Below are 20,453 nucleotides of genomic sequence, written 5' to 3'. Positions count from 1 at the left end.
GACAGTCCTAAGGCCGCCACCCAACGCCACATTGCAACACCGGCGGCCCACGGATCGACGGTCGTCACCGGCCGTGCGCGGACAGAGCTCGCCGCGCCCGGTCGTGGCCGACCGCCACGCCCTCGATGACCTCGCGTCATCGACTGCTCGAAGCGAGGCGATAAACAGCCTTCGACTTCGGCCAAGTCGGAGGCACAGTGGGGGATCGCCCCGCAGCGAGCAGGCCCCGAAAGGGGCGGGCACCGCACCACAACCCAACAACCGGACCCCGGCGCCACCCCCAAACGCCAGGGTCCGGCCAAAAAACATGCCCTCCCACAACCACCCGACACGCCCGCCAACCGAACCCGAAGCCCAGCAGCCGCCAGCACCGATCAAAGCACCGCGAAGGGAAGCCGCTCTTGACGCCGAAGAAGCCACCGAGCACGCGACCGCCTCGCCGTCGTCGCACCCCGGCGGCCGCACCAAGCCGCCGCTACTCCCGCCCCGCCCAAATAGAACGCACATGCGTCAGGTGCGTCGTCATCAGATCCTCGACCAAATCAGCATCGCGCGCGATCAGCGCGTCCACGAGCGCCACATGTTCCTCGGCCGAGGCGGCGAGGACGCCGGCGTCGGCCAGCGACGGCAGCCCGTACAACCGCGACCGGTTCCGCAGATCGCTCACGACTTCGACCAGGTGCGGGTTGCCCGACAGGCCGAGCAGCGCCAGGTGGAAGGCCTGGTCGGCCTCGACGTAGCCGATCAGGTCGCGGGCCTTGGCCGCGGTGACGATGGCCTCGGCCGCCGGCCGCAGCCCCTGCAGGTCGGCCAGCGGTGCGCTGCGGGCCAGGCCGGTCACCACCGGCACTTCGATCAGTGCCCTGATCTCGGTGAACTGGTCGAGGTCCGCCTCGGACAGCTCGGTCACCCGGAAGCCCTTGTTGCGGACGACCTCGACCAGGCCCTCCTTCGCCAGGTCGAGCATGGCCTCGCGGACCGGCGTCGCCGACACTCCGAAGCCGGCGGCCAGCACCGGTGCCGAGTAGACGACCCCGGGCCGCAGCTCGCCGGCGATCAGGGCCGCGCGCAGGGCGTGCGAGACCTGTTCGCGCAGGGAGTTGTGGCCCAGCACGCGGGGCAGGTTCAGCGCCGGGCCGCGGTCCGGGTCGGGCCCGGGGGCCGTGCCGGCGAAGACCGCGGCGCTGCTGGTAGTCCTGTCTGGCATGGTCGGAACCCTATCCGCTGATTGATGCGATAACACAGATCTTCGTCGATGAATACAGACCTTCAGATGGGATCTCAGATCAGGAACCCTGCGGGGAACGGATCGGTCGGGTCCAGGAAATACTGCGCGGTTCCGGTCACCCAGGCCCGGCCGGTGACCGTGGGGATCACCGCCGGTCGGCCGGCGACCTCGGTCTGCTCGACCAGGCGGCCGATGAAGCGGGTGCCGATGAAGGACTCGTTGACGAAGTCGGTGTTCAGGGCCAGCTCGTCGCGGGCGTGCAGCTGCGCCATGCGGGCCGAGGTGCCGGTGCCGCATGGGGAGCGGTCGAACCAGCCCGGGTAGATGGCCATGGCGTGGCGTGAGTGCTGGGCCGTGGAGCCGGGGGCTCGGAAGTAGACGTGGTGCACGGCCCGGATGCTCTCGTCCAGGGGATGGACGGGTTCGTCGGCGGCGTTGATGGCGTCCATCGTGGCCAGGCCGGCGGCGATGATCTCGTTCTTGGCGGCGTGGTCGAACGGGAGTTTGTAGGCGTCCAGGTCGACGATGGCGTAGAAGTTGCCGCCGTAGGCCAGGTCGTAGCCGATGGTGCCGAAGCCGGGGACGTCGACCTGGGCGTCCAGGCGTTCGGCGAAGCTGGGGACGTTGCGGATGGTGACGGACTTGGCGGCGCCGTCCTCGACGTGCACGTCGGCGAGGATCAGGCCGGCCGGGGTGTCCAGGCGGACCGTGGTCACCGGCTCGACCACCGGCACCATGCCGGTCTCGACCAGGACGGTGGCCACGCCGATGGTGCCGTGGCCGCACATCGGGAGCAGGCCGGAGACCTCGATGTAGAGCACGCCGTAGTCGGCGTCCGGGCGTGTCGGGGGCTGCAGGATCGCGCCGGACATGGCGGCGTGGCCCCGGGGCTCGTACATCAGGAGCGTGCGGAGGTGGTCCAGGTGCTCCATGAAGTACAGGCGCTTGGCCATCATGGTCTCGCCGGGTACGACGCCGACGCCGCCGGTGATGACGCGGGTCGGCATGCCCTCGGTGTGGGAGTCGACCGCGTGGTAGACGTGCTTGGTGCGCATCAGGCCTGCTTCCGCTCGCGGGCCTGGTCCTCCAGCGGCAGGGCCCGGAGGGTGTCGGCCTTGATGGTGTCGAACTGCTCCGGCAGCAGCGGGACGCGGGGCGGGCGGCAGCTGCCGCCGTGCCGGCCGGCCAGGTCCATCGAGAGCTTGATCGCCTGGACGAACTCGGTGCGCGAGTCCCAGCGCAGGAGCGGGTGGAGTTCGCGGTAGAGGGGCAGGGCCGTCTGCAGGTCGCCGGTGATCGCGGCGCGGTAGAGGTCGACGCAGGCGTGCGGGATCGCGTTCGGGTAGCCCGACACCCAGCCGGCGGCGCCGGCCAGGGCGAGCTCGAGCAGGACGTCGTCGGCGCCGATGAGCAGGTCGAGGTCCGGTGCCAGCTCCTTGATGCGGTAGGCGCGGCGGGTGTCGCCGGAGAACTCCTTGATGGCGCGGATGTAGCCGGACTCGTAGAGCTGCTGGAGGAGTTCGGGGACGAGGTCGACCTTGGTGTCGAAGGGGTTGTTGTAGGCCACGATCGGGATGCCGACCTCGGCGACGGCCTTGTAGTGCGCGATGACCGAGCGCTCGTCGGCGCGGTAGGCGTTGGGCGGCAGCAGCATTACCGCGCCGGCCCCTGCCTCGGCGGCCTGCTCGGCCCAGCGCCGTGACTCCATCGACCCGTAGGCGGCGACGCCGGCCAGGACCCGGTCGCCGCCGACCGTCTCGACCGCGGTGCGGACGACGGCGGCGCGCTCGTCGTCGGTCAGCGTCTGGTACTCGCCGAGCGAGCCGTTGGGGCACACGCCGTCACACCCGGCGTCGATGAGGCCGCGCAGGTTCTCGGCGTAGGCGTCGAGGTCCACGGACAGGTCGTCGCGGAAGGGCAGAGCGGTGGCGACGACGACTCCGTGCCAGGGCATGCGGGACATGGGCTACTTGTTCCTTCGGTCTTGCTCGGCCAGGACGCCGAGCGGGACGGGACGCGCCAGGGGGCGCTTCGCGGCGGCGAGGAGGTCGGTGGCGGAGGGGGATGCGGGGTCGGCGGCGTCGGCACCCCCGTCGGCGCGGGCCAGGCAGGCGACGGCGTAGCCGCACACGCGGCCCTGGCACCAGCCCATGCCGGCGCGGGTGAGGAGCTTGACGGTCCGGGCGTCGCCGGCGCCGAGGTCGGTGACCGCCTCGGTGATGGCGGAGGCGGTCACCTCCTCGCAGCGGCAGACGACGGTGTCGTCGGCCAGGTGCGCGCGCCAAGCGGCCGGGATCGGGTGGCGGGCACGGAGGAGGTCGGCGAGGGCGCGTTGGCGGGCCCGGCGACGGAGGAGGGTGGGGAGGTTCGGGGGTGGGGTCGCGGTGGTCGACTCGGCAGCCGGGGCCTCCGGGGCGGGGCTGTTGCGGCGTGCGACGCGGGCTCGGGCTGCGGAGAGCGGGCCGCCGCGGGCGGGTTTGGCTTCGACAGGCAGGCTGGAGGAGGCGGCGGCAGTCTCAGGGCTCGATGAGGAGCGACGGGAGAACCGAGCGCGGGCACTGGTGAGCGGGCCGCCGGCGGGCTTGGGCTCGGCGGGCGCGTTGGCGGCAGCGCGCAGGCCGGCGGCGGGCAGGCCGGTAGCGGCAGGTGGACCGGTGGCAGCGCGCAGGCCAGCGGCGGGCAGGCCGGTAGCGGCAGGCGGATCGGCAGCGGCAGCGCGCAGGCCAGCGGTGGGCAGGCCGGTAGCGGCAGGCGGGTTGCTGGCAGCCGTCGCTGACGTGTCAGGGTTCGGCGACACGCGGCGAGTCAGCTGGGCGCGGGCGCTTCCGAGCATGCGGCTCGCAATCGGGCCGGCGGGTTTGGGTTCGGCGCGCGACGGTTCGGCATCGCTGCTGGGGCTCGGCGGAGCAGCCGGTCCGGGAGTCGTCTCGGCTGCGGAGGGCGTATCAGTGCCCGGTGTCGCCTCGGAGCCGTCCACGCTCAGCCCCGCCGCCCTGTCGGCTACGCGTCGTGCGCGCGCCGCGGCCTGTGCCACGGCGAGGCCGGCGATCTCGCCTTCTAGGAGGGCGGTTTCGGCGCCGGCGACGCCGGCGGTCTCGCCGGCGGCGTAGAGGCCGGGGATGGTGGTGCGCTGGGTGGTGTTCACGCGGAGGGCGATGGTGCCGTCGGTGAGGTGGGTGGGGGCTGCGCCGAGGGTGAGGGCCAGGTCGATTTGGGGGGCTAGGCCGTAGCCGATCGCGAGGGTGTCGCAGGGGATGTGCTGGGGGTCGGTGCCGTCGGGGCGGGCGGCTACCACCGCTTCGAGGGTATCGGTGCCTTGGGCTTCGATGATCATGCGGCCGGTGTGGACGGTGATGCGGGCCCGGGTGAGTTGGCGGGCGTAGTCGAGGCCTTCGGTGAGCTTGGTGGGGTTGGTGATCAGCGGCAGGGGGTTCTTGGCGTAGCCGCGGATGTTGTTCGCTTCGTACAGGCCCAGGACTTTGGCGCCGGCTGTGGCCAGGCCGGTGGCCACCGGCAGGAGCAGGGGGCCGGTGCCGGCGACGACCACGCGGCGGCCGGGCAGGACCAGGTTGCCTTTGAGGAGGGCCTGGGCGCCGCCGGCGGTGAAGACGCCGGGGAGGTCCCAGCCGGGGAAGGGGACCACGCGCTCGTAGGCGCCGGTCGCCAGGATCACGTAGGGGGCCTCGATCGGGCCGCGGTCTGTCAGGACCCTGAATCCGGGGTCGGTGAGGCGGTCGATCGCCCACACCTGGTGGCCGAACAGGACTTCGATGCCGCTGGCCGTCTCCACGCGCGTCACCAGCTGCTCGAACTGCTGCCAGCCGTGGTAGAGCTTCGGCAGCCACGGGGCGGTCAGGCCGGGGGCCGGGTGGCGGAAGTACTGGCCGCCTAGTTGGCGGCCGGCGTCGATCAGGGCGACGCGCAGTCCGTGCTCGGCCGCAGTCGCGGCGGCTGCCATGCCGGCCGGGCCGGCGCCGATGACGGCCAGGTCGAAGGTGCCGAGGTGGCCGGGGTCGCCGAGGCTGACGTCCTCGGGGGCGGCGGGGTCAAGGGCTGCGGGATCAAGGGCGGCAGGATCGAGGGCCACGGGGTCGGGGACAGCAGGATCGAGGAACGCAGGATCAACGGCTGCGGGGTCGAGGGCAGCCGGATCTAGCGCGGCGGGATCGAGGGCCGCAGGATCGAGGTCGCGCTCAGACATGCTCATCACCGGAACCACCAGCATCACCGGCGCTACTGACGCCACCGGCCGGCGCGCCGCCGCGTCCGTCCCCGACCTGCGTCCGCACCACATCCCCCTCCGCGACCACCGCAAGGCACGCACGCACGTTCGGCTCTCCGTTCACCGTCACCAAGCAGTCGAAGCACACGCCGATCCCGCAGAACAACCCGCGCGGCCGCCCGGCGAAGCGCGTCGTGCGCCACGAGCGGATGCCCTCGGCCAGCAGCGCCGCGCCGACGGTCTGGCCCGGCTGGGCCGTCATCGGGCGGCCGTCGAAAGTGAACTCGACGCTCACTGTGCGTCCTCCCGGTGTCCGTCGGTCACGTCGCCAGAGTGTGTGAAGCGCGCGGGGTTGAACGGCTCCGCCGCGACCGCCGGCTCGGCCTCCGCCAGCAGCGCCGCGATCAGCTCTCCGGTCGCCGGGGCCAGGCCGATGCCGGCGCCCTCGTGGCCGCAGGCGTGGAAGAGTCCTGAGACGGTGGCGTCCGGGCCGATCGCGGGCAGGTGGTCCGGCAGGTAGGGCCGGAACCCGCAGTAGTACCGCTGCACCTTCACGTCGGCCAGGAACGGGAACAACTCAGCCCCCTGAGCCGCCAGCCGTCCCAGCGCCTCGTACGAGGGCGTGCGGTCCAGTCCGACGCGCTCGCGGCTCGCGCCGATCAGCACCGGGCCCGACGGCGTCCCCTCGACGACCGCGGAGGACTGCAACGCCGCATCAGAACTCGAAACGTCGGCGACGTACGCGGCCGAGTACACCTTGTGCCGCACCATCGCCGGCAGCGGCTCGGTCACCAGTACGAACCCACGCCGCGGCTGAACCGGCAGCGTCGAGCCGGCCATCGCCGCGATCGCGGACGCGCCGAAACCGGCGGCGTTCACCACGAAGCGCGCCGGGATCTCCCCCGACGTCGTGCGCACCCCGCGCACCGCACCGCCGGACGACACCGACAGCCCCGTCACCGCACTACCCAGACGTAGCCGCGCGCCCGAGGCCTTCAGCAGTCGGGCCGTGGCCAGCGCGGGCATCACCTGCGCGTCCTGCGGATACCAGAAGCCGCCGGCCAGGCCCGGGGCGATGTAGGGCTCGTATTCGGCTAAGTGGTCGCCGGGCACGTGCTCGGCAACTACGCCCGAAGCTAACTGCGTGGCCGCAAAGCCTTGCAGCGCCTCGAAATCGGCTGCCGTGAAGGCGACGACCAGGCCACCCTTGGCCTCGTACTCGAAGCTCGCGCCGAAGGTGCCGAACGCGCCGTCGTCCTCGGCGGCCAGAGTCCGCCACAGCTCCTGCGAGCGCATCGCCAGGTCCAGCTCCGGCCCCGGTTCCTTGTCCGAGACCAGCAGGTTCCCCTCGCCCGCGCCGGAGGTGCCGCCGGCGACCGGGCCGCTGTCGAGGACGGTGACCGCGAAGCCGGCGCGCGCCGCGTAGTACGCGCAGGCGGCGCCGATCATGCCGGCGCCGATCACGACGACGTCGGGCGTCGGGGATCCACTCGCGGCTGGGCTCACGCCAGTACTATGTCACATGCTCCGGCTAGCCGCCAGCAGCCTGGAAATGCGCGACCACTCGTGAATCGTCCTGCGTTTGTCACCCATTGCGGTAATAGACCGACCCCGACATCGGTCCCACGATGAGAGGGCGAGAGCATCCATGAGCTTTGGAGGGGGAACGATGACGGTCGATCAGAGCGCGGCGGCACCCGAGTCCGCTGCAGAGGGCGGTCAACTGAGTCTGGACACCGCGGCGGCGCGGAACCTGGCCACCACGACCAAGACGCCGCCACAGATGCAAGGCATCACTTCACGCTGGCTTTTGCGCGTCCTGCCGTGGGTCGAGGCCTCCGGCGGCGCCTACCGCGTGAACCGCCGCCTGAGCCACGCCGTCGGGCGCGGCCGGGTGGCCTTCAGCCAGGCCGGCGACGATGACGTGACGGTGCTGGCCCCGACCCTGACCGAGCTGCCGCCGCTGCGCGGCTTCGCCGACGAGGCGTTGCTGACCGAACTGGCCGCGCGGTTCGCGGCCCGCGAGTTCCGGGCCGGGGAGACGCTGGCCGAGGCCGGGACGCCGGTGGACACCCTGTGGCTGATCGCGCACGGCAAGGTGGACCTGGCCGGCCAGGGCAAGTACGGCGACCATGCCGTGCACGGCCACCTCGCCGACGGCGACCACCTGGGCGACGAGGTGTTCCACACCACGGCCTCCGGCGGTGCCGCGACGAACGGCCACGCGCCGCGTTGGAAGACCACGGCGCGCGCCGTGACCCCGGTCATCGCGCTGTCCGTGCCGGCCTCGGAGATCAGGGCCCTGATCGACCGGTCGCAGACGCTGCGGTCGCACCTGGCCGCGCACCGCACCACCCGCGCCAAGGCGCAGAACGCGCACGGCGAGGCCGAGATCGCGCTGGCCGCCGGGCACGAGGGCGAGGCCGAGCTGCCGGGCACGTTCGCCGACTACGAACTCAAGCCGCGCGAGTACGAGCTGTCGGTGGCGCAGACCGTGCTGCGGATCCACACCCGTGTCGCAGACCTCTACAACAAGCCGATGAGCCAGCTGGACCAGCAGCTGCGGCTGACCGTCGAGGCGGTGCGCGAGCGGCAGGAGGACGAGCTGGTCAACAACCGCAGCTTCGGGTTGCTGCACAACGCCGACTTCGAGCAGCGCGTGCACACCCACTCCGGGCCGCCGACCCCGGACGACCTGGACGAGCTGCTCTCGCTGCGCCGCGACACCAACTTCCTGCTGGCGCACCCGAAGGCGATCGCCGCGTTCGGCCGGGAGTGCACCAAGCGCGGGATCTACCCGGGGACCGTGGACCTGCTGGGGACGCAGGTGCCGTCCTGGCGCGGCGTGCCGGTGCTGCCGGTGCCGAAGATCCCGGTGGTGGACGGCCACACCACCTCGATCCTGGCGCTGCGGGTCGGCGAGGCCGAGCAAGGCGTGGTCGGGCTGCATCAGACCGGGCTCCCGGACGAGTACCAGCCGGGATTGTCGGTGCGGTTCATGGGCGTCGACGAGAAGGCCATCACCTCTTATCTGGTGAGCGCGTACTACTCGGCGGCGGTGCTGGTGCCGGACGCGCTCGGCGTGCTGGAGAACGTCGAGATCGCGCGACCCCGTGGCTGAGCCGCTGGCGGCCGGGACGGCCTGGCCGGTCGGGGGCGGCGGGCCGGCCGGGGCCGGGCAGACGGCGGAGGAGTCTTCGCAGCCTGATATAGGCGACGATCCGGCGCGACGCGCGAGGACGATCGATGCGAACACGATGGTCGACGCGGGCCGGACGGCCGAGGCGACGTTGCGGCGGACGCGGGAGGCCGTCGAGCCGGTGTTGCGCGCGGCTGTCGACACGCTGCCGGGGCGGCTGCGTTCGATCGCGGCGTACCACCTCGGGTGGGAGGACGCCGACGGTGCCGCTCTCGGCGGTATCGGGGGCAAGCTGCTGCGGCCGGGGCTGGTGTTGGCCGCCGCCACTGCCGCCTCGGCCGTCGGGGGCGTCGGGGGCGTTGCGGGCGTTGCGGGCGGTGGCGTGGGCAACGGCGTCGGCAGCGGCCTCGCGGCGGCCACCGATCCGACGGTCCTGGCCTCGGCCGCCGCCATCGAGCTGGCCCACAACTTCACCCTCCTGCACGACGACGTCATAGACCGCGACCACACCCGCCGGCACCGCCCGACCGCCTGGACCGTGTTCGGTGCCGAGAACGCGATCCTGGCCGGCGACGCGATGCTGGCGCTGGCGCTGCGCCTGGTCGGGGGCGAGGCGGCGAGCCGGCTGGCGGAGTGCGTCATCGAGATCTGCGACGGCCAGTTCGAGGACTGTGCCTTCGAGGAGCGCGACGACGTGACGCTCGACGAGTGCCTGACGATGGCCGGCAAGAAGACCGGGGCGCTGCTCGGTTGCGCGTGCGCGCTCGGGGCACTGGCGGTACGGGCCGATCCGCTGGCCGTGGCCGCGCTGGACCTGTTCGGGCGGGAGATCGGGATGGCGTTCCAGCTGACCGACGACCTGCTCGGCATTTGGGGCGATCCGGCGGTCACCGGGAAGCCGGTGGGCTCGGATCTCAGTGCACGGAAGAAGTCGCTGCCGGTGGTGGCCGCGTTGTCGGCGCGGTCGGCCGCGGCCGGGGAGCTGGCGCGGTTGTACGCGCTCGGACGGGACTTCACCGAGCACGAGGTGCGGCGGGCGACCGAGGCCGTGGAGCGCGCCGGAGGCAGGGCGTGGGCCGCGACGGAGGCCACGGCGCGGATCGCGACGGCGCACGCGCACCTGCGGCGGGCGCCGGGGGTCGAGCAGGCGGCGGTGCATGATCTGCACGCGATCGCCGAGCTGATCACGCGGCGGACGAGTTAGGACGACAGCGCAACCGCAGACCGCGACCACCAACCACCTGGTACCTCGCGACCGAGGTACATCGAACCCGAGGTACCTCGGTCGCGAGGTATATCGCTTCGAGGTACATCGTTTCGATATACCTCGACTCCGAGGTATATCGGCGTCGAGGTGCATCGCGGCTGAGCTGCCCTGGAGGAGGAACCTCGTTTCGATATACCTCGATCCCGAGGTATATCGGCGAGGTACCACGCGGCCGAGCTGCCCCGGAGAAGCCTCGATTCGATATACCTCGCGGCCGAGGTATATCGGCGTCGAGGTATCTCGCGACCGAGCTGCCCCGGAGGAACCTCGATTCGATATACCTCGACTCCGAGGTATATCGGCATCGAGGTACCTCGTGGCCGAGGCAGCCCCCGAAGAACGGCGCCACCCCAGCACCACCCGCACAGCACCGCATCGCACAAGCACCACACCGCACAAGAACCGCACCGGGAGGTCGTCATGACCGCCAAGGACTACGGCATCATCGTCGCCGTCCTCATCCTGACCTTCATCACCCTGCGCCTGTTCGAGCGCTTCATCCCGCACCACCGGCGCGAGCCGCACAACGACGTCGCCGGCTTCATCTTCGCCACGGTCTCCGTGGTGTTCGCGGTGCCGCTGGCGTTCGTCGTGGTGGCGCTGTGGACGAACAACGACACCGCGCACCAGACCACGTTCAAGGAAGCCAACGAGCTCGCGGGCATCTACTGGATCTCCCGTCAGATGCCGCTGCCGCTGGGTTCGCAGTTGGAGCACGAGACGCTGGATTACGCGCACACCGTCATCGACGACGAGTGGCCGCTGCTGGCCAAGCACGAGACCAGCCCGAAGGCCACGAATCTGGTCTACCAGATCCGGGACAGCGTGTTCGCCTTCCATCCGACCGACATCTCGCAGCAGGTGCTCTACGACCACGCGCTCACGCATGTGGAGTCGATGGCCGAGCAGCGAAGAGAGCGCCTGAACCAGACCGAGGAGTCGCTGCCACCGTTGCTGTGGGCGATCCTCATCGGCAGCGCGCTGGTGACGATCGCCTTCACGTTCCTGTTCGGCCTGTCCAGTTCCTTCGCACACACCGTGATGGTGATGACGCTGGCGGCATTGGTGGTGGTGTCGCTAGTTGTCGTCAGGGAGATGAGTTACCCGTACTCCGGGACCATGAAGGTCGATCCCACGGCGTTCCAGGTGTTCCTCGCCCGACTGCCGACTCCACGCTGAGATCGGCAATAGGGGCAAAGCAAGCGCGCCCCGGAAACCGGGGCGCGCCACATGGTGCCGACGAGCAAGGTGCAGCGAATCAGACCTCAGATGACGTCCAGGTCCGCGAACTGCTCGGCCTCCACCGCGCCGGCCGGCGGCGCGTAACTGGCCCGGCCGCGGGCCAGCCACCAGATCCCGGACAGGAGCAGTGCTCCGACCAGCGCGATCGGCGCGTAGTTGAACGTGAGCGCGGTGATGGGCGAGGCCTGGGGCAGGCAGAACAGCACGACCTCGATCACCACCCACACCGAGGCGGTGTAGCCGACCAGCGGACCCCACTTGCCCAGGTTCCAGGCGCCCTTCTTGAAGTTCTTGCCCTGCCTGGCACGCAGGAACCCGGGGATGACGTACGCCGGGGCCAAGCCGATCGAGGCGATGGCCGTCACCGCGCCGTAGGCCTGGATCGTCCACAGCGAGGGCAACGTCAGCAGGAACGCCACCACGACCACGAGCCACATGGCGTTGGTCGGGACCGCCGAGCGGTTGACCTTGCGCCAGGTCGGCGAGCCGGGCAGGGCGCCGTCCCGGGAGAAGGCGAAGACCATGCGCGCGGCGGAGCCGATGGCGGCCAGGCCGCAGCACAGCTGCGCGACGATGATGACCAGGGTCAGGATCTCGGCCCAGTGCTGGCCGAGGGCGTCGATCATGATCAGCGACGGTGCCGTCACCGCGCCGCCGTAGCCGGAGCCGGCCGACTCGGTGGCGTACTGGTCGGAGCCGCCCTGGATGGAGAACAGGAAGGCGACGATCAGGACCAGGCCGGCGATACCGGAGACCCAGATGGACCGGACGATGCCCTTCGGCGCCAGCGTCGAGGCCTGGGAGGTCTCCTCGGACATGTGCGCCGAGGCGTCGTAGCCGGTCAGGGTGTAGCCGGTGAGCAGCAGGCCGATGGCGCTGACGTAGATCGCGCTCTTGAAGCCGGTGGCGTTCGCGTAGTGCGTGAACACGAAGCTGGCGCTCTGGTGGTGGGCCGGGACGAGGAACAGCACCGCCACGATGAACGCCACGCCCAGCAGGTGCCACCAGACGCTGACCCGGTTGAACAGGTCCAGCACCCGCACGCCGAAGGTGTTCAGCACACCGTGCAGCAGCAGCACGCCGGCGAAGATGGCGATCAGCCCGTACTTGTCCGGCGTCCAGCCGAACGCCATACCGGTGAAGGCGCCGATGAACTCCGCGGCGCCGTAGTCGATGCCGGCTATGACGCCGAACAGGCCGAGCATGTTCAGCCAGCCGGTGATCCAGCCCCAGCCCTTGCCGCCGAGGCGGTGGGCCATGAAGAACAGCGCCCCGGAAGTCGGGTAGACGCTGGTGACCTCGGCCAGGCTCAGGCCGATGAGCAGAACGGCGAGGGTGACGCCGATCCAGCCCCAGACCATGACGGCCGGGCCGCCGGTGGCCATGCCGAAGCCGAACAGGGTCATACAGCCGGACAGGATGGAGATGATGGAGAAGCTGATCGCGAAGTTGCCGAATCCGGACATCTTGCGGGACAACACTGGTTCGTAGCCGATCGCGCGCAACTGCGCGGCGTCCGCGGCGTCCGCTTCGCTCCAAGCGGCGTTTTCTGAGCTTTCAGTCATCGACATGCTCTTGTTCCGTTTTCCCTTCGGGACCCAACAGGGGACGGTTGTGCTTTTGCGATGGTGCGAATGAGCTCTTTGCGATGGTGCGACTGCGATGGTGCTACTTCTGGGTTCGGGTTCGGATTTCGTTGAGGAATCTGTCCCCTGAGATGGTGCAAAAAGGCAGTTTCGCCGGCTAGGGGCCCGCGCGCTGCCGCCCGGACGGGTTGGAGCGCCGCGCTGCTGCCGACAGCGCGGTGGTCCTGGCCCGTACGAACTCCTCCACGGCGTCCCCCGTCGCCGAAACCACTGACCACGGCTTGTTCGAGCCGTAGGGACCCAGCGCGTCGAACACGTCCGCGGCCAGATCGGAGCGTCCTCCGACCACCAGGGCGTGCGCCAGGTGCGACAGGTCCACGACCAGCCAGTCGTCCTTGCCGGTGCTGGTGAACCAGTTCCAGCCGCGGGCCATCTCGGTGCGCGCCGCGTCCGTGGTCCACAGCAGGTGCGCCAGGCCGTCGTTCTGCGCCTTGCGGTACTCGTAGGCGATGACCAGCGCGTACAGCGGCAGCAGTTGCAGCGGCGACAGGCTGCTCAGACCGACGCTGCTGACGATGCTGGAGGCGAACAGCTGCGCGGCGGCCGGGCTGGGACCGGTGCCGCCGCCGACCGCACTGAGCATCCGGTGGCAGCCCTCGCGGTTGGCCGGGTCGATGCGCCACAGGTCGCGGAAAGCGTGCCAGGGGCCCGGAACCGGGCAGGAGTCCGGGCCCTCGATGCGCTCGCCGAACCCGGCGGCCAGGGCCAGCCGGCCCAGATAGGGCACCGGGTCGCCCGGGTCCATCGCCGCGGCCTCGGCGCACAGCTCGGCCGCGCGGCGGCCCAGCGACTGCGCCTGGGCCATGTTGTTGCCCACGGCCTTGCAGGCCCGCTCGACCGCCACCCGCGCGGCCATCGCGACCGCGTCGGGGTCGTAGGGCCGCTCGGCGACCCACTCGTCGACCGCGTTGGAGGCGGCGGCGACCTGGGCCAGCAGCGCGATGCGCGTGCATCGCAGCCGGCGGTCGCCGCCGGAGGCCGCCAGAAGCTCGGCCATGGAGAACCAATGACCCGTGCGGACCTCGCCGAGGATCCTGGCCAGCGGCTCGTCGAATCCGGCGGGGTGCATCACGGGTTTGAAGTCGTGGGGGCTCATAGGGGCTCAGGCGGCAGCCGGCGGGGGGTCCGGCAGATGGTCGTGGTCAAGCAATTCCCAAGACCACGTAAAGGGATCGGGCACCGCGCAATGATGCCCGACATCACAGGTGTCGAACAAGCCCCTGTGTGATCACATGATCACCGGCAAGATCAATACATCCAGCTGCCGAAATCCCGGGCCGCCAACTGCTCGACTTGAAGACGGCACCAAGGCGACACCTCGAAGGCACCGGAAAGTACTTGATTACTGAAATCCGCCCACGGAATCCAGCGGTATTCGCCTACTTCGTCGGGGTCTGGCGACGGCGTAATTCCGGTCGCGACGGCGCCCCGGAACACCGGGCAGATCTCGTTCTCCACGATGCCGTTCGGCATTACCGCGCGGTAACGAAAGTCCGGCAGGATCGGCCAGACCGCGGGAATGTTCAGCCCCAGTTCACTGGCGAGTCGCCGCCGCACGGCGTCCTCGATCGACTCCCCCGGACCGGGATGGCCGCACGCGGAGTTCGTCCACACCCCGGGCCAGGTCTTCTTCGAATCGGCGCGCCGGGTCAGCAGCAGCCGGTGCTGGTCGTCGAAGACATAGCAGGAGAACGCCAGGTGCAGCGGCGTGTTCGCGGTGTGCACCGTGGCCTTGGGGGCGGTGCCGATGGGGGTCCCGTCCTCGGAGAGGAGGACTACTTCTTCGACTTCCACATTGGTATCCACATCATCCGAGCTTGCCTGCGCTAAGACCGCCTTGTCGCCGGTTGTGCACTATTTGGCGTCACCGTAACACTCCACAGAGTGAACGCTCATAGGAAAACGGACCGGTGTAGGACCGAAAACCAGCCGTCCGGCATCGGTGGCGCACTCACTGATCATCTCGGCCACCGCCGACGCGTGCTCGCGCGGGGCGTGCACCAGCACCTCGTCGTGCTGGAAGAACACCAGCTGCGGGCCCTCCAGCACGCGCAGCCGCTGCCGGAGCAGCGCCAGCAGCACCTCGGCCCACTCGGCGGCGGTGGCTTGAATGACGAAGTTGCGGGTGAACCGGCCCCGGGCCCGCGCCACCTGGCCGGAGCGGCGGTTGCTGTCGTCGGAGGCGTCGGCCTCGGCGTCCCCGGCGATCGCGCTCTGCCAGCGCTCCGAGGGCGGCGGGCAGGTGCGGCCGAGCTGGGATCGGACCAGGCGTCCGCGCTCGCCCTCGCGGGCGGCGTCGTCCAGCAGCGCGGTGGCCTTGGGGAAGCGGCGGCGCATCAGGGCCAGCGGTTCGGCCGCGCCGCCGCCGGTCTGCCCGTACATGGCGCCCAGCAGCCCGAGCTTGGCCTGGTCGCGGGAGCCCTCGAAGACGCCGGCCAGGGCCGCGTACATGTCATCGCTCTGCGTCGCCTCGGCCATGCCCGGATCCTGCGCCATCGCAGCCAGGATGCGCGGCTCCAGCTGCGCGGCGTCGGCGGCCACGAACACCCAGCCGGGGTCGGCGATGACCGCTTTGCGCAGCCGCCGCGCGATCTGCAGCGCACCGCCGCCGCGCGCCGCCCAGCGTCCGGTGACGACGCCGCCGACGGAGTACTCCGGCCGGAAGCGGCCGTCCACGACCCAGGTGTCGCGCCAGGTCCAGCCGTTGAACGAGTACAGCCGCGAGAGCTCTTTGTACTTCAACAGCAGCGGGATCGCCGGGTGGTCGATCTCCTCGAGCTCCCAGCGGCGCAGCGAGGGCAGCTTCACCCCGGCCTCGGAGAAGGCCCTGGTCACCTGCGGCGCGGAGTCCGGATTCAGGGCCCGGACGCCCAGGGCCTCGGCGAGCCGGGCCGCCGCGGCGACCATCTCCCGGGGCGGCGAGCCGTCCAGCGGACGCGGGCCCAGGACCTCCTCCAGGATCGTGCTGTGCACGTCGACGCGCCAGGGCAGGCCGTGGTGCGCCATTTCGGCGGCCGCGAGCGAGGCCGCGGATTCGGCGGCCACCAGGAGCCGGAACGCGCCGGGGTTCGCGGTGGCCGAAATCCGTCGGAGCTGGTCGGCGTAGACCTCGCGGACCGCGCGCAGCGGGTCGACGTCGGAGGACAGGCCGGAGCGGTCCGGTTCGAACAGCGCCGGCTGGGTCGTCGGGCTGTCGGTCGGGGCGGCCATGGTGCCCTCGGCGCGGTCCTCGGGGACCGGCAGGCCGTGCAGCCGGGCCCAGGCCGCGCCCAGGGAGCGCGGCTCGCCGCAGTGGCCCTCGTAGGCCAGCAGCAGGGCCTCGGTGAGGGCCAGGTCGTGGCAGCGGTCGACGCGCACGCCGCGGCGCAGCAGGGCCGGGACGAGGTCGGCGCTGGCCGGCCAGATCCAGCGCGGATGGCCCGGCCGGTCCGGGGACGAGGCCGCTTCCAGTGCCCTGACCTCGGCTTCCAGGTCCGCGACGGCGCGCGCCGGCCCGGCCGGGCCGCCGGTGTCGGTGATCGCTTGAACGAAGCCTCGATCCCTGAAACCCTCGGGGTCGTAGGTCGCGGCGATCTGCATCCGATCATTGTCTGCGACAGCACTGACAACGACGACACTGACCGGCGGCGACACGCGCCGGCCGGCCGTGAACAGACCGACGCTGACAGACCGATACTGACAGACCGATAAGGATCCGCCATGACCAAGACCGCCGTCGTCACCGGAGCCAGCAGCGGCATCGGCGCCGCCACCGCCCGCCAGCTGGCCGCCGAGGGATTCCGGGTGGTGCTCGTGGCCCGCCGCAAGGAGCGCCTGGAGGCGTTGGCCGCGGAGATCGCCGAGGTCGGCGGCGTCGCCGAGGCGGTGGCGCTGGACGTGACCGATGTCGAGGCCATCAAGGCCTTCGCGGCCGGGCTGGAGTCGTGTGACGTTCTGGTGAACAACGCCGGCGGTGCGATCGGCACTGACCCGGTGTCGGCGGCGGATCCCGGCGACTGGCGCGCGATGTTCGAGACCAACGTCCTGGGCGCCCTGAACTTCACGCAGGCGCTGCTGCCGAAGTTGATCGCTTCCGGCGCCGGGACCGTGGTGATGCTCACCTCGACCGCCGCGCACGTCGCCTACGAGGGCGGCGCGGGCTACGCGGCGTCCAAGCACGCGATGCACGCCATGACCGCGACGCTGCGCCTGGAGGTCTTCGACCAGCCGGTCCGGATCATCGAGATCGCGCCGGGCATGGTGATGACCGACGAGTTCTCGCTCAAGCGGTTCGGCGGCGACGCGGACAAGGCCGCCTCGGTCTACGCCGGCGTCCCGGGTCCGCTGGTCGCCGAGGACGTCGCGGACTGCATCGTGTGGTCGGTGACGCGGCCGCCGCACGTGAACGTGGACCTGATGGTCGTGCGGCCGCGGGCGCAGGCGGCGCAGCACAAGGTGCATCGGGTCACGGAGTAGGGAACACGCGAAAAGGCGCCCCGGCCTTCACGGCCGGGGCGCTTCGCGATCTCACGCCTCGCGGTCTCACGCCTCGCGAAGTCGTCGGCGGACTCAGGCGATGGCCGCCTCGGGGCCGCAGTCCTCGGCCACGGAAGCCTTTGCCGGAACCGCGGCCGATGCCGTCTCCATCGGTGCGCCGGCGTCCCCCTTGCGCAGCGTCGACAGGATCAGGCCGATCAGCACCAGCGGCGCCCCGACGATGATGCCGGCCTTGATGGTCTCGCCGAGGAACACCACCCCGCCGGCCACCGCGACCGCCGGGTTCACAAAGGTGATCATCGACGACTTGGCCGGTCCGACCTCGCCGATCAGCGCGAAGAACAGCAGGAACGCCGCGGCCGTGCAGACCAGGCCGAGGGCGACCACCGCGGCCAGGGAGTTGGCCTTGGGCATGTGGGCGGGGTGGCTGAAGGCCGCGATCGGCAGGTACAGCAACGCCACGCCGGTCAGCGACAGCGTGATGGTCGCCAGCGTCGGGACGCCGACCAGCTTGCGGTCGGCGATGATCGGCGCGATCGCGTAGCCGACGGCCACGGCGATCACCTCCAGCATCCGGCCCACCTGGACCTGGCCGATGTTCAGCCCGACGATCGCCACGACCCCGGCCATCCCGATGAACAGCCCGGCCAGCCGGGTCCCGGACACCGCCGAGCGGTCCCCGAGGCGCCACATGATCAGCGCGACGAAGAACGGCACGGCCGCGATCAGCAGCCCGGCCAGCGAGGAGGTCATGTGCTGCTCGGCGTCGCCGAGCAGCAGCCACGGCCCGGCGATCTCCAGCGCCGCGAACGCCGCGATGTAGCGCCACTGCTTCAGCGCCGGCCGCACCATCCCGCGCTTCCAGGCCACCGGCAGCAGCACCGCCGCGCCGATCGCGGTCCGCGCGAACACGATGAACGGCGCCGGCATCCCCTCCAGCGCCACCTTGATCAGCAGGTACGGGATACCCCAGATCACCGACATGGCCGCGAACAGCAGCCATCCCCGTTTCGACACGCGAGCCCCCTCAAGGCGAGGAAATCGAATCACACCCGACCAGCCGGGCCGCCCTGCGAAACCCCCGGTCGCGGCCGGTCCGGCCATCCCCGGTAACAGCCGCGGGGCGCCTGAGCATATTCCATGGGCGCTTTCCAGGAAATGAGGCCTCTGCCAAAGTGGAAACCCTGCACGGAGCACCGGACCGATCACGTGGAGGCAACCCATGTCCGCCCCGAGACGCACCCCGAGACGCAGACCCGCCGCGACCGTCGCCGCCCTGGCCACGGCGCTCGCCCTGACCGGCACCCTGACCGCGGCGCGCGCCGCCCCCGCCGCCGGCCCGGGCGCCGCCCAGCCGCCCCGCGACCCGGTGGCCACCGGCTACGGCGGCGCGGTGGCCAGCGTCAGCCCGTACGCCACGCAGGCCGGCCTGGACGTGCTCAAGCACGGCGGCAACGCCGTGGACGCGGCGGTGGCCACGGCGGCGGCGCTGGGCGTCGTGGAGCCGTACTCGGCCGGTATCGGCGGCGGCGGCTTCTTCGTGTACTACAACGCCCGCACGCACAAGGTCTCCACGATCGACGGCCGCGAGTCCGGTCCGGCGGCGATGAACACGAACTGGTTCATCGACCCGAACACCGGCCAGCCGCTGTCGTTCACCGACGCGGTCAACTCCGGCCTGTCGGTCGGCGTGCCGGGCACGTTGAAGACCTGGACGACGGCGCTGAACGACTGGGGCACCATATCGTTGAAGAAGGCGTTGCAGGGCGGCATCGACATCGCCTCCAAGGGCTTCGTCGTCGATCCGACGTTCAACTCCTTCACCGCGATGAACCAGGCCCGGTTCTCACAGATCGCGCCGACGGCGCAGCTGTTCCTGCCGAACGGCGCGCCGCCGCCGGTGGGCTCGGTGTTCAAGAACCCTGATTTGGCGAACACCTACAAGCTGCTGGCCAAGGACGGCCCCGGCCTGTTCTACGGCGGGGAGTTGGGCCAGGAGGTCGCGAACACCTCCCAGCACCCGCCGACGATCCCGAACCCGACCATGAACTTCCGGCCCGGCAAGCTCACCGCCGCCGACATCGCCGGCTACTCCGCCCCGGTGCAGGCGCCGACGCACGTGAACTACAAGGGCCTGGACGTCTACTCGATCGCGCCGCCGTCCTCCGGCGGGACCACGGTCGGGGAGGCTCTCAACATCCTGTCGAACTTCGACGTGAACCCCGGCAACCAGGTGCAGGCGCTGCACCTGTACGACGAGGCCTCGAAGATCGCCTTCGCGGACCGCAACCGCTGGGTCGGGGACGCGAACTTCAACGACGTGCCGACCAAGCAGCTGACCTCGAAGGTCTATGGCAAGGACCGGTCCTGCCTGATCAGCGCGACCAGCACGCTGGCCACGCCGGTGGCGCCCGGGAACCCGTTCGCGCCGGCCGGCGGGACGCAGTGCCCGTCCACCGCGCCGACCGGGACCTCGTACACCGACACCGAGGGCATGTCCACGACGCACCTGGTGACCGCGGACAAGTGGGGCGACGTCGTGTCCTACACCCTGACCATCGAGCAGACCGGCGGTTCGGCGATGACCGTGCCGGGCCGGGGCTTCCTGCTGAACAACGAGATGACGGACTTCGACTTCACGCCGCTGTACCCGGGCGTGCCGGACCCGAACCTGCCGGCGGCGTTCAAGCGGCCGCGCTCGGCGATGTCGCCGACGATCGTCCTGAAGGACGGCCGGCCGTTCATCGCGGTCGGCTCCCCGGGCGGGGCGACGATCATCACCACCGTGTTGCAGATCCTGGTCAACCGGCTGGACCTGGGCATGAACCTGGAGCAGGCGATCGCCGCGCCGCGTGCCTCGCAGCGCAATGCCTCCTCCACCCAGGCGGAGCCGGCGTTCCTGAACCTGCCGGAGATCCCCGGTCTGGAGGCGTTGGGCGAGACGTTCACGCTCGCGCCGCCCTCAGGGACGCCGACGCCGGAGATCGGGGCGGCGACCGGGCTGGAGTTCCTGCCGAACGGCGCGGTCGAGGCCGCGGCGGAGCCGGCTCGGCGTGGCGGCGGTGCCGCGGCGGTCGTGCACCCGGTGAGGTAGGGACTGTAGTAAGGCCTGTAGGTAGACAGGAGCGCTATATCCCTTACTAGGCCGTGTCTGAAAAGTGAGGTGTGAGCGCCTGAGCCGTCACGGCTCGGGCGCCCTGGTGTTGCAGGATGCTGACAAGCAGGTGAGGTCT

The 20,453-nt window shown here is 70.9% G+C and carries 16 protein-coding genes; 5 read left to right on the top strand and 11 right to left on the bottom strand.

Going from position 1 to position 20,453, the window contains the following annotated elements; genetic code table 11:
* Window positions 1-475: 475 nt before the first annotated feature.
* The 6 genes from ABH920_RS49085 to ABH920_RS49060 form a co-directional block, all read right to left on the bottom strand.
* Window positions 476-1,207, bottom strand: a complete 732-nt coding sequence (locus ABH920_RS49085) for a GntR family transcriptional regulator (protein WP_370356622.1) — start codon at window positions 1,205-1,207, stop codon at window positions 476-478.
* A gap of 74 nt (window positions 1,208-1,281) precedes the next feature.
* Window positions 1,282-2,283, bottom strand: a complete 1,002-nt coding sequence (locus ABH920_RS49080; RefSeq protein WP_370356620.1) for a proline racemase family protein — start codon at window positions 2,281-2,283, stop codon at window positions 1,282-1,284.
* Entirely contained in the window at window positions 2,283-3,191 is a 909-nt protein-coding gene (locus ABH920_RS49075) for a dihydrodipicolinate synthase family protein (RefSeq protein WP_370356618.1), read from the bottom strand. The genes ABH920_RS49080 and ABH920_RS49075 overlap by 1 nt, the downstream gene beginning before the upstream one ends.
* Window positions 3,192-3,194: 3 nt before the next feature.
* On the bottom strand, window positions 3,195-5,429 hold the full coding sequence (locus ABH920_RS49070; protein ID WP_370356616.1) for an FAD-dependent oxidoreductase: 2,235 nt from the start codon (window positions 5,427-5,429) through the stop codon (window positions 3,195-3,197).
* Window positions 5,422-5,745: a (2Fe-2S)-binding protein gene (locus ABH920_RS49065; RefSeq protein WP_370356614.1), complete on the bottom strand. Its 324-nt coding sequence runs from the start codon at window positions 5,743-5,745 to the stop codon at window positions 5,422-5,424. The genes ABH920_RS49070 and ABH920_RS49065 overlap by 8 nt, the downstream gene beginning before the upstream one ends.
* The gene (locus ABH920_RS49060) at window positions 5,742-6,956 is read right to left on the bottom strand and encodes an NAD(P)/FAD-dependent oxidoreductase (RefSeq protein WP_370356612.1); all 1,215 of its coding nucleotides are present in this window, start codon (window positions 6,954-6,956) and stop codon (window positions 5,742-5,744) included. The genes ABH920_RS49065 and ABH920_RS49060 overlap by 4 nt, the downstream gene beginning before the upstream one ends.
* A 163-nt stretch (window positions 6,957-7,119) precedes the next feature.
* Between ABH920_RS49060 and ABH920_RS49055 the strand changes: the two genes are divergently transcribed.
* The 3 genes from ABH920_RS49055 to ABH920_RS49045 all read left to right on the top strand — a co-directional run bounded on the left by ABH920_RS49055 (window position 7,120) and on the right by ABH920_RS49045 (window position 11,035).
* A complete protein-coding gene (locus tag ABH920_RS49055) occupies window positions 7,120-8,571 on the top strand; it encodes a family 2B encapsulin nanocompartment shell protein (protein ID WP_370356610.1) in 1,452 nt (483 codons plus the stop codon).
* Window positions 8,572-8,707: 136 nt separating this feature from the next.
* Window positions 8,708-9,793: a polyprenyl synthetase family protein gene (locus tag ABH920_RS49050; RefSeq protein WP_370356653.1), complete on the top strand. Its 1,086-nt coding sequence runs from the start codon at window positions 8,708-8,710 to the stop codon at window positions 9,791-9,793.
* Window positions 9,794-10,276: 483 nt separating this feature from the next.
* Window positions 10,277-11,035: a DUF4239 domain-containing protein gene (locus ABH920_RS49045; RefSeq protein ID WP_370356607.1), complete on the top strand. Its 759-nt coding sequence runs from the start codon at window positions 10,277-10,279 to the stop codon at window positions 11,033-11,035.
* A gap of 86 nt (window positions 11,036-11,121) precedes the next feature.
* On the opposite strand, the gene ABH920_RS49040 is transcribed toward ABH920_RS49045, so the two are convergent.
* The 4 genes from ABH920_RS49040 to ABH920_RS49025 form a co-directional block, all read right to left on the bottom strand.
* Window positions 11,122-12,669, bottom strand: a complete 1,548-nt coding sequence (locus tag ABH920_RS49040; RefSeq protein WP_370356605.1) for an amino acid permease — start codon at window positions 12,667-12,669, stop codon at window positions 11,122-11,124.
* A gap of 172 nt (window positions 12,670-12,841) precedes the next feature.
* On the bottom strand, window positions 12,842-13,840 hold the full coding sequence (locus ABH920_RS49035; protein WP_370356603.1) for a hypothetical protein: 999 nt from the start codon (window positions 13,838-13,840) through the stop codon (window positions 12,842-12,844).
* A gap of 152 nt (window positions 13,841-13,992) precedes the next feature.
* Window positions 13,993-14,538 (bottom strand): isopentenyl-diphosphate Delta-isomerase, encoded by a 546-nt coding sequence (gene idi, locus ABH920_RS49030; protein WP_370356601.1) that lies wholly within the window; start codon window positions 14,536-14,538, stop codon window positions 13,993-13,995.
* 60 nt (window positions 14,539-14,598) lie between these two features.
* Window positions 14,599-16,323, bottom strand: coding sequence for a bifunctional 3'-5' exonuclease/DNA polymerase (locus tag ABH920_RS49025; RefSeq protein WP_370356599.1), 1,725 nt, complete (start codon window positions 16,321-16,323; stop codon window positions 14,599-14,601).
* A gap of 120 nt (window positions 16,324-16,443) precedes the next feature.
* Between ABH920_RS49025 and ABH920_RS49020 the strand changes: the two genes are divergently transcribed.
* The gene (locus ABH920_RS49020; RefSeq protein WP_370356597.1) at window positions 16,444-17,199 is read left to right on the top strand and encodes an SDR family NAD(P)-dependent oxidoreductase; all 756 of its coding nucleotides are present in this window, start codon (window positions 16,444-16,446) and stop codon (window positions 17,197-17,199) included.
* Window positions 17,200-17,292: 93 nt separating this feature from the next.
* Here ABH920_RS49020 and ABH920_RS49015 read toward each other — a convergent pair whose 3' ends face one another.
* Window positions 17,293-18,237 carry a DMT family transporter gene (locus ABH920_RS49015; protein ID WP_370356595.1) on the bottom strand — a complete coding sequence of 315 codons (945 nt, stop codon included), beginning with the start codon at window positions 18,235-18,237 and terminating at the stop codon, window positions 17,293-17,295.
* 205 nt (window positions 18,238-18,442) lie between these two features.
* Between ABH920_RS49015 and ggt the strand changes: the two genes are divergently transcribed.
* Window positions 18,443-20,314, top strand: a complete 1,872-nt coding sequence (ggt, locus tag ABH920_RS49010) for a gamma-glutamyltransferase (RefSeq protein WP_370356593.1) — start codon at window positions 18,443-18,445, stop codon at window positions 20,312-20,314.
* Window positions 20,315-20,453 lie beyond the last annotated feature (139 nt).

It is taken from the genome of Catenulispora sp. EB89 (assembly GCF_041261445.1).
GTDB lineage: Bacteria > Actinomycetota > Actinomycetes > Streptomycetales > Catenulisporaceae > Catenulispora.
The sequence above is the reverse complement of the archived record's forward strand: the minus strand, read 5'-3'. Positions and strand labels throughout refer to the sequence as shown.

Coding starts and splice junctions, on each gene's coding strand:
- ABH920_RS49085 (WP_370356622.1), bottom strand. CDS start 1,207: ATGCCAGACAGGACTACCAGCAGCGCCGCGGTCTTCGCCGGCACGGCC.
- ABH920_RS49080 (WP_370356620.1), bottom strand. CDS start 2,283: ATGCGCACCAAGCACGTCTACCACGCGGTCGACTCCCACACCGAGGGC.
- ABH920_RS49075 (WP_370356618.1), bottom strand. CDS start 3,191: ATGTCCCGCATGCCCTGGCACGGAGTCGTCGTCGCCACCGCTCTGCCC.
- ABH920_RS49070 (WP_370356616.1), bottom strand. CDS start 5,429: ATGTCTGAGCGCGACCTCGATCCTGCGGCCCTCGATCCCGCCGCGCTA.
- ABH920_RS49055 (WP_370356610.1), top strand. CDS start 7,120: ATGACGGTCGATCAGAGCGCGGCGGCACCCGAGTCCGCTGCAGAGGGC.
- ABH920_RS49050 (WP_370356653.1), top strand. CDS start 8,708: ATGGTCGACGCGGGCCGGACGGCCGAGGCGACGTTGCGGCGGACGCGG.
- ABH920_RS49045 (WP_370356607.1), top strand. CDS start 10,277: ATGACCGCCAAGGACTACGGCATCATCGTCGCCGTCCTCATCCTGACC.
- ABH920_RS49040 (WP_370356605.1), bottom strand. CDS start 12,669: ATGTCGATGACTGAAAGCTCAGAAAACGCCGCTTGGAGCGAAGCGGAC.
- ABH920_RS49035 (WP_370356603.1), bottom strand. CDS start 13,840: ATGAGCCCCCACGACTTCAAACCCGTGATGCACCCCGCCGGATTCGAC.
- ABH920_RS49025 (WP_370356599.1), bottom strand. CDS start 16,323: ATGCAGATCGCCGCGACCTACGACCCCGAGGGTTTCAGGGATCGAGGC.
- ABH920_RS49020 (WP_370356597.1), top strand. CDS start 16,444: ATGACCAAGACCGCCGTCGTCACCGGAGCCAGCAGCGGCATCGGCGCC.
- ggt (WP_370356593.1), top strand. CDS start 18,443: ATGTCCGCCCCGAGACGCACCCCGAGACGCAGACCCGCCGCGACCGTC.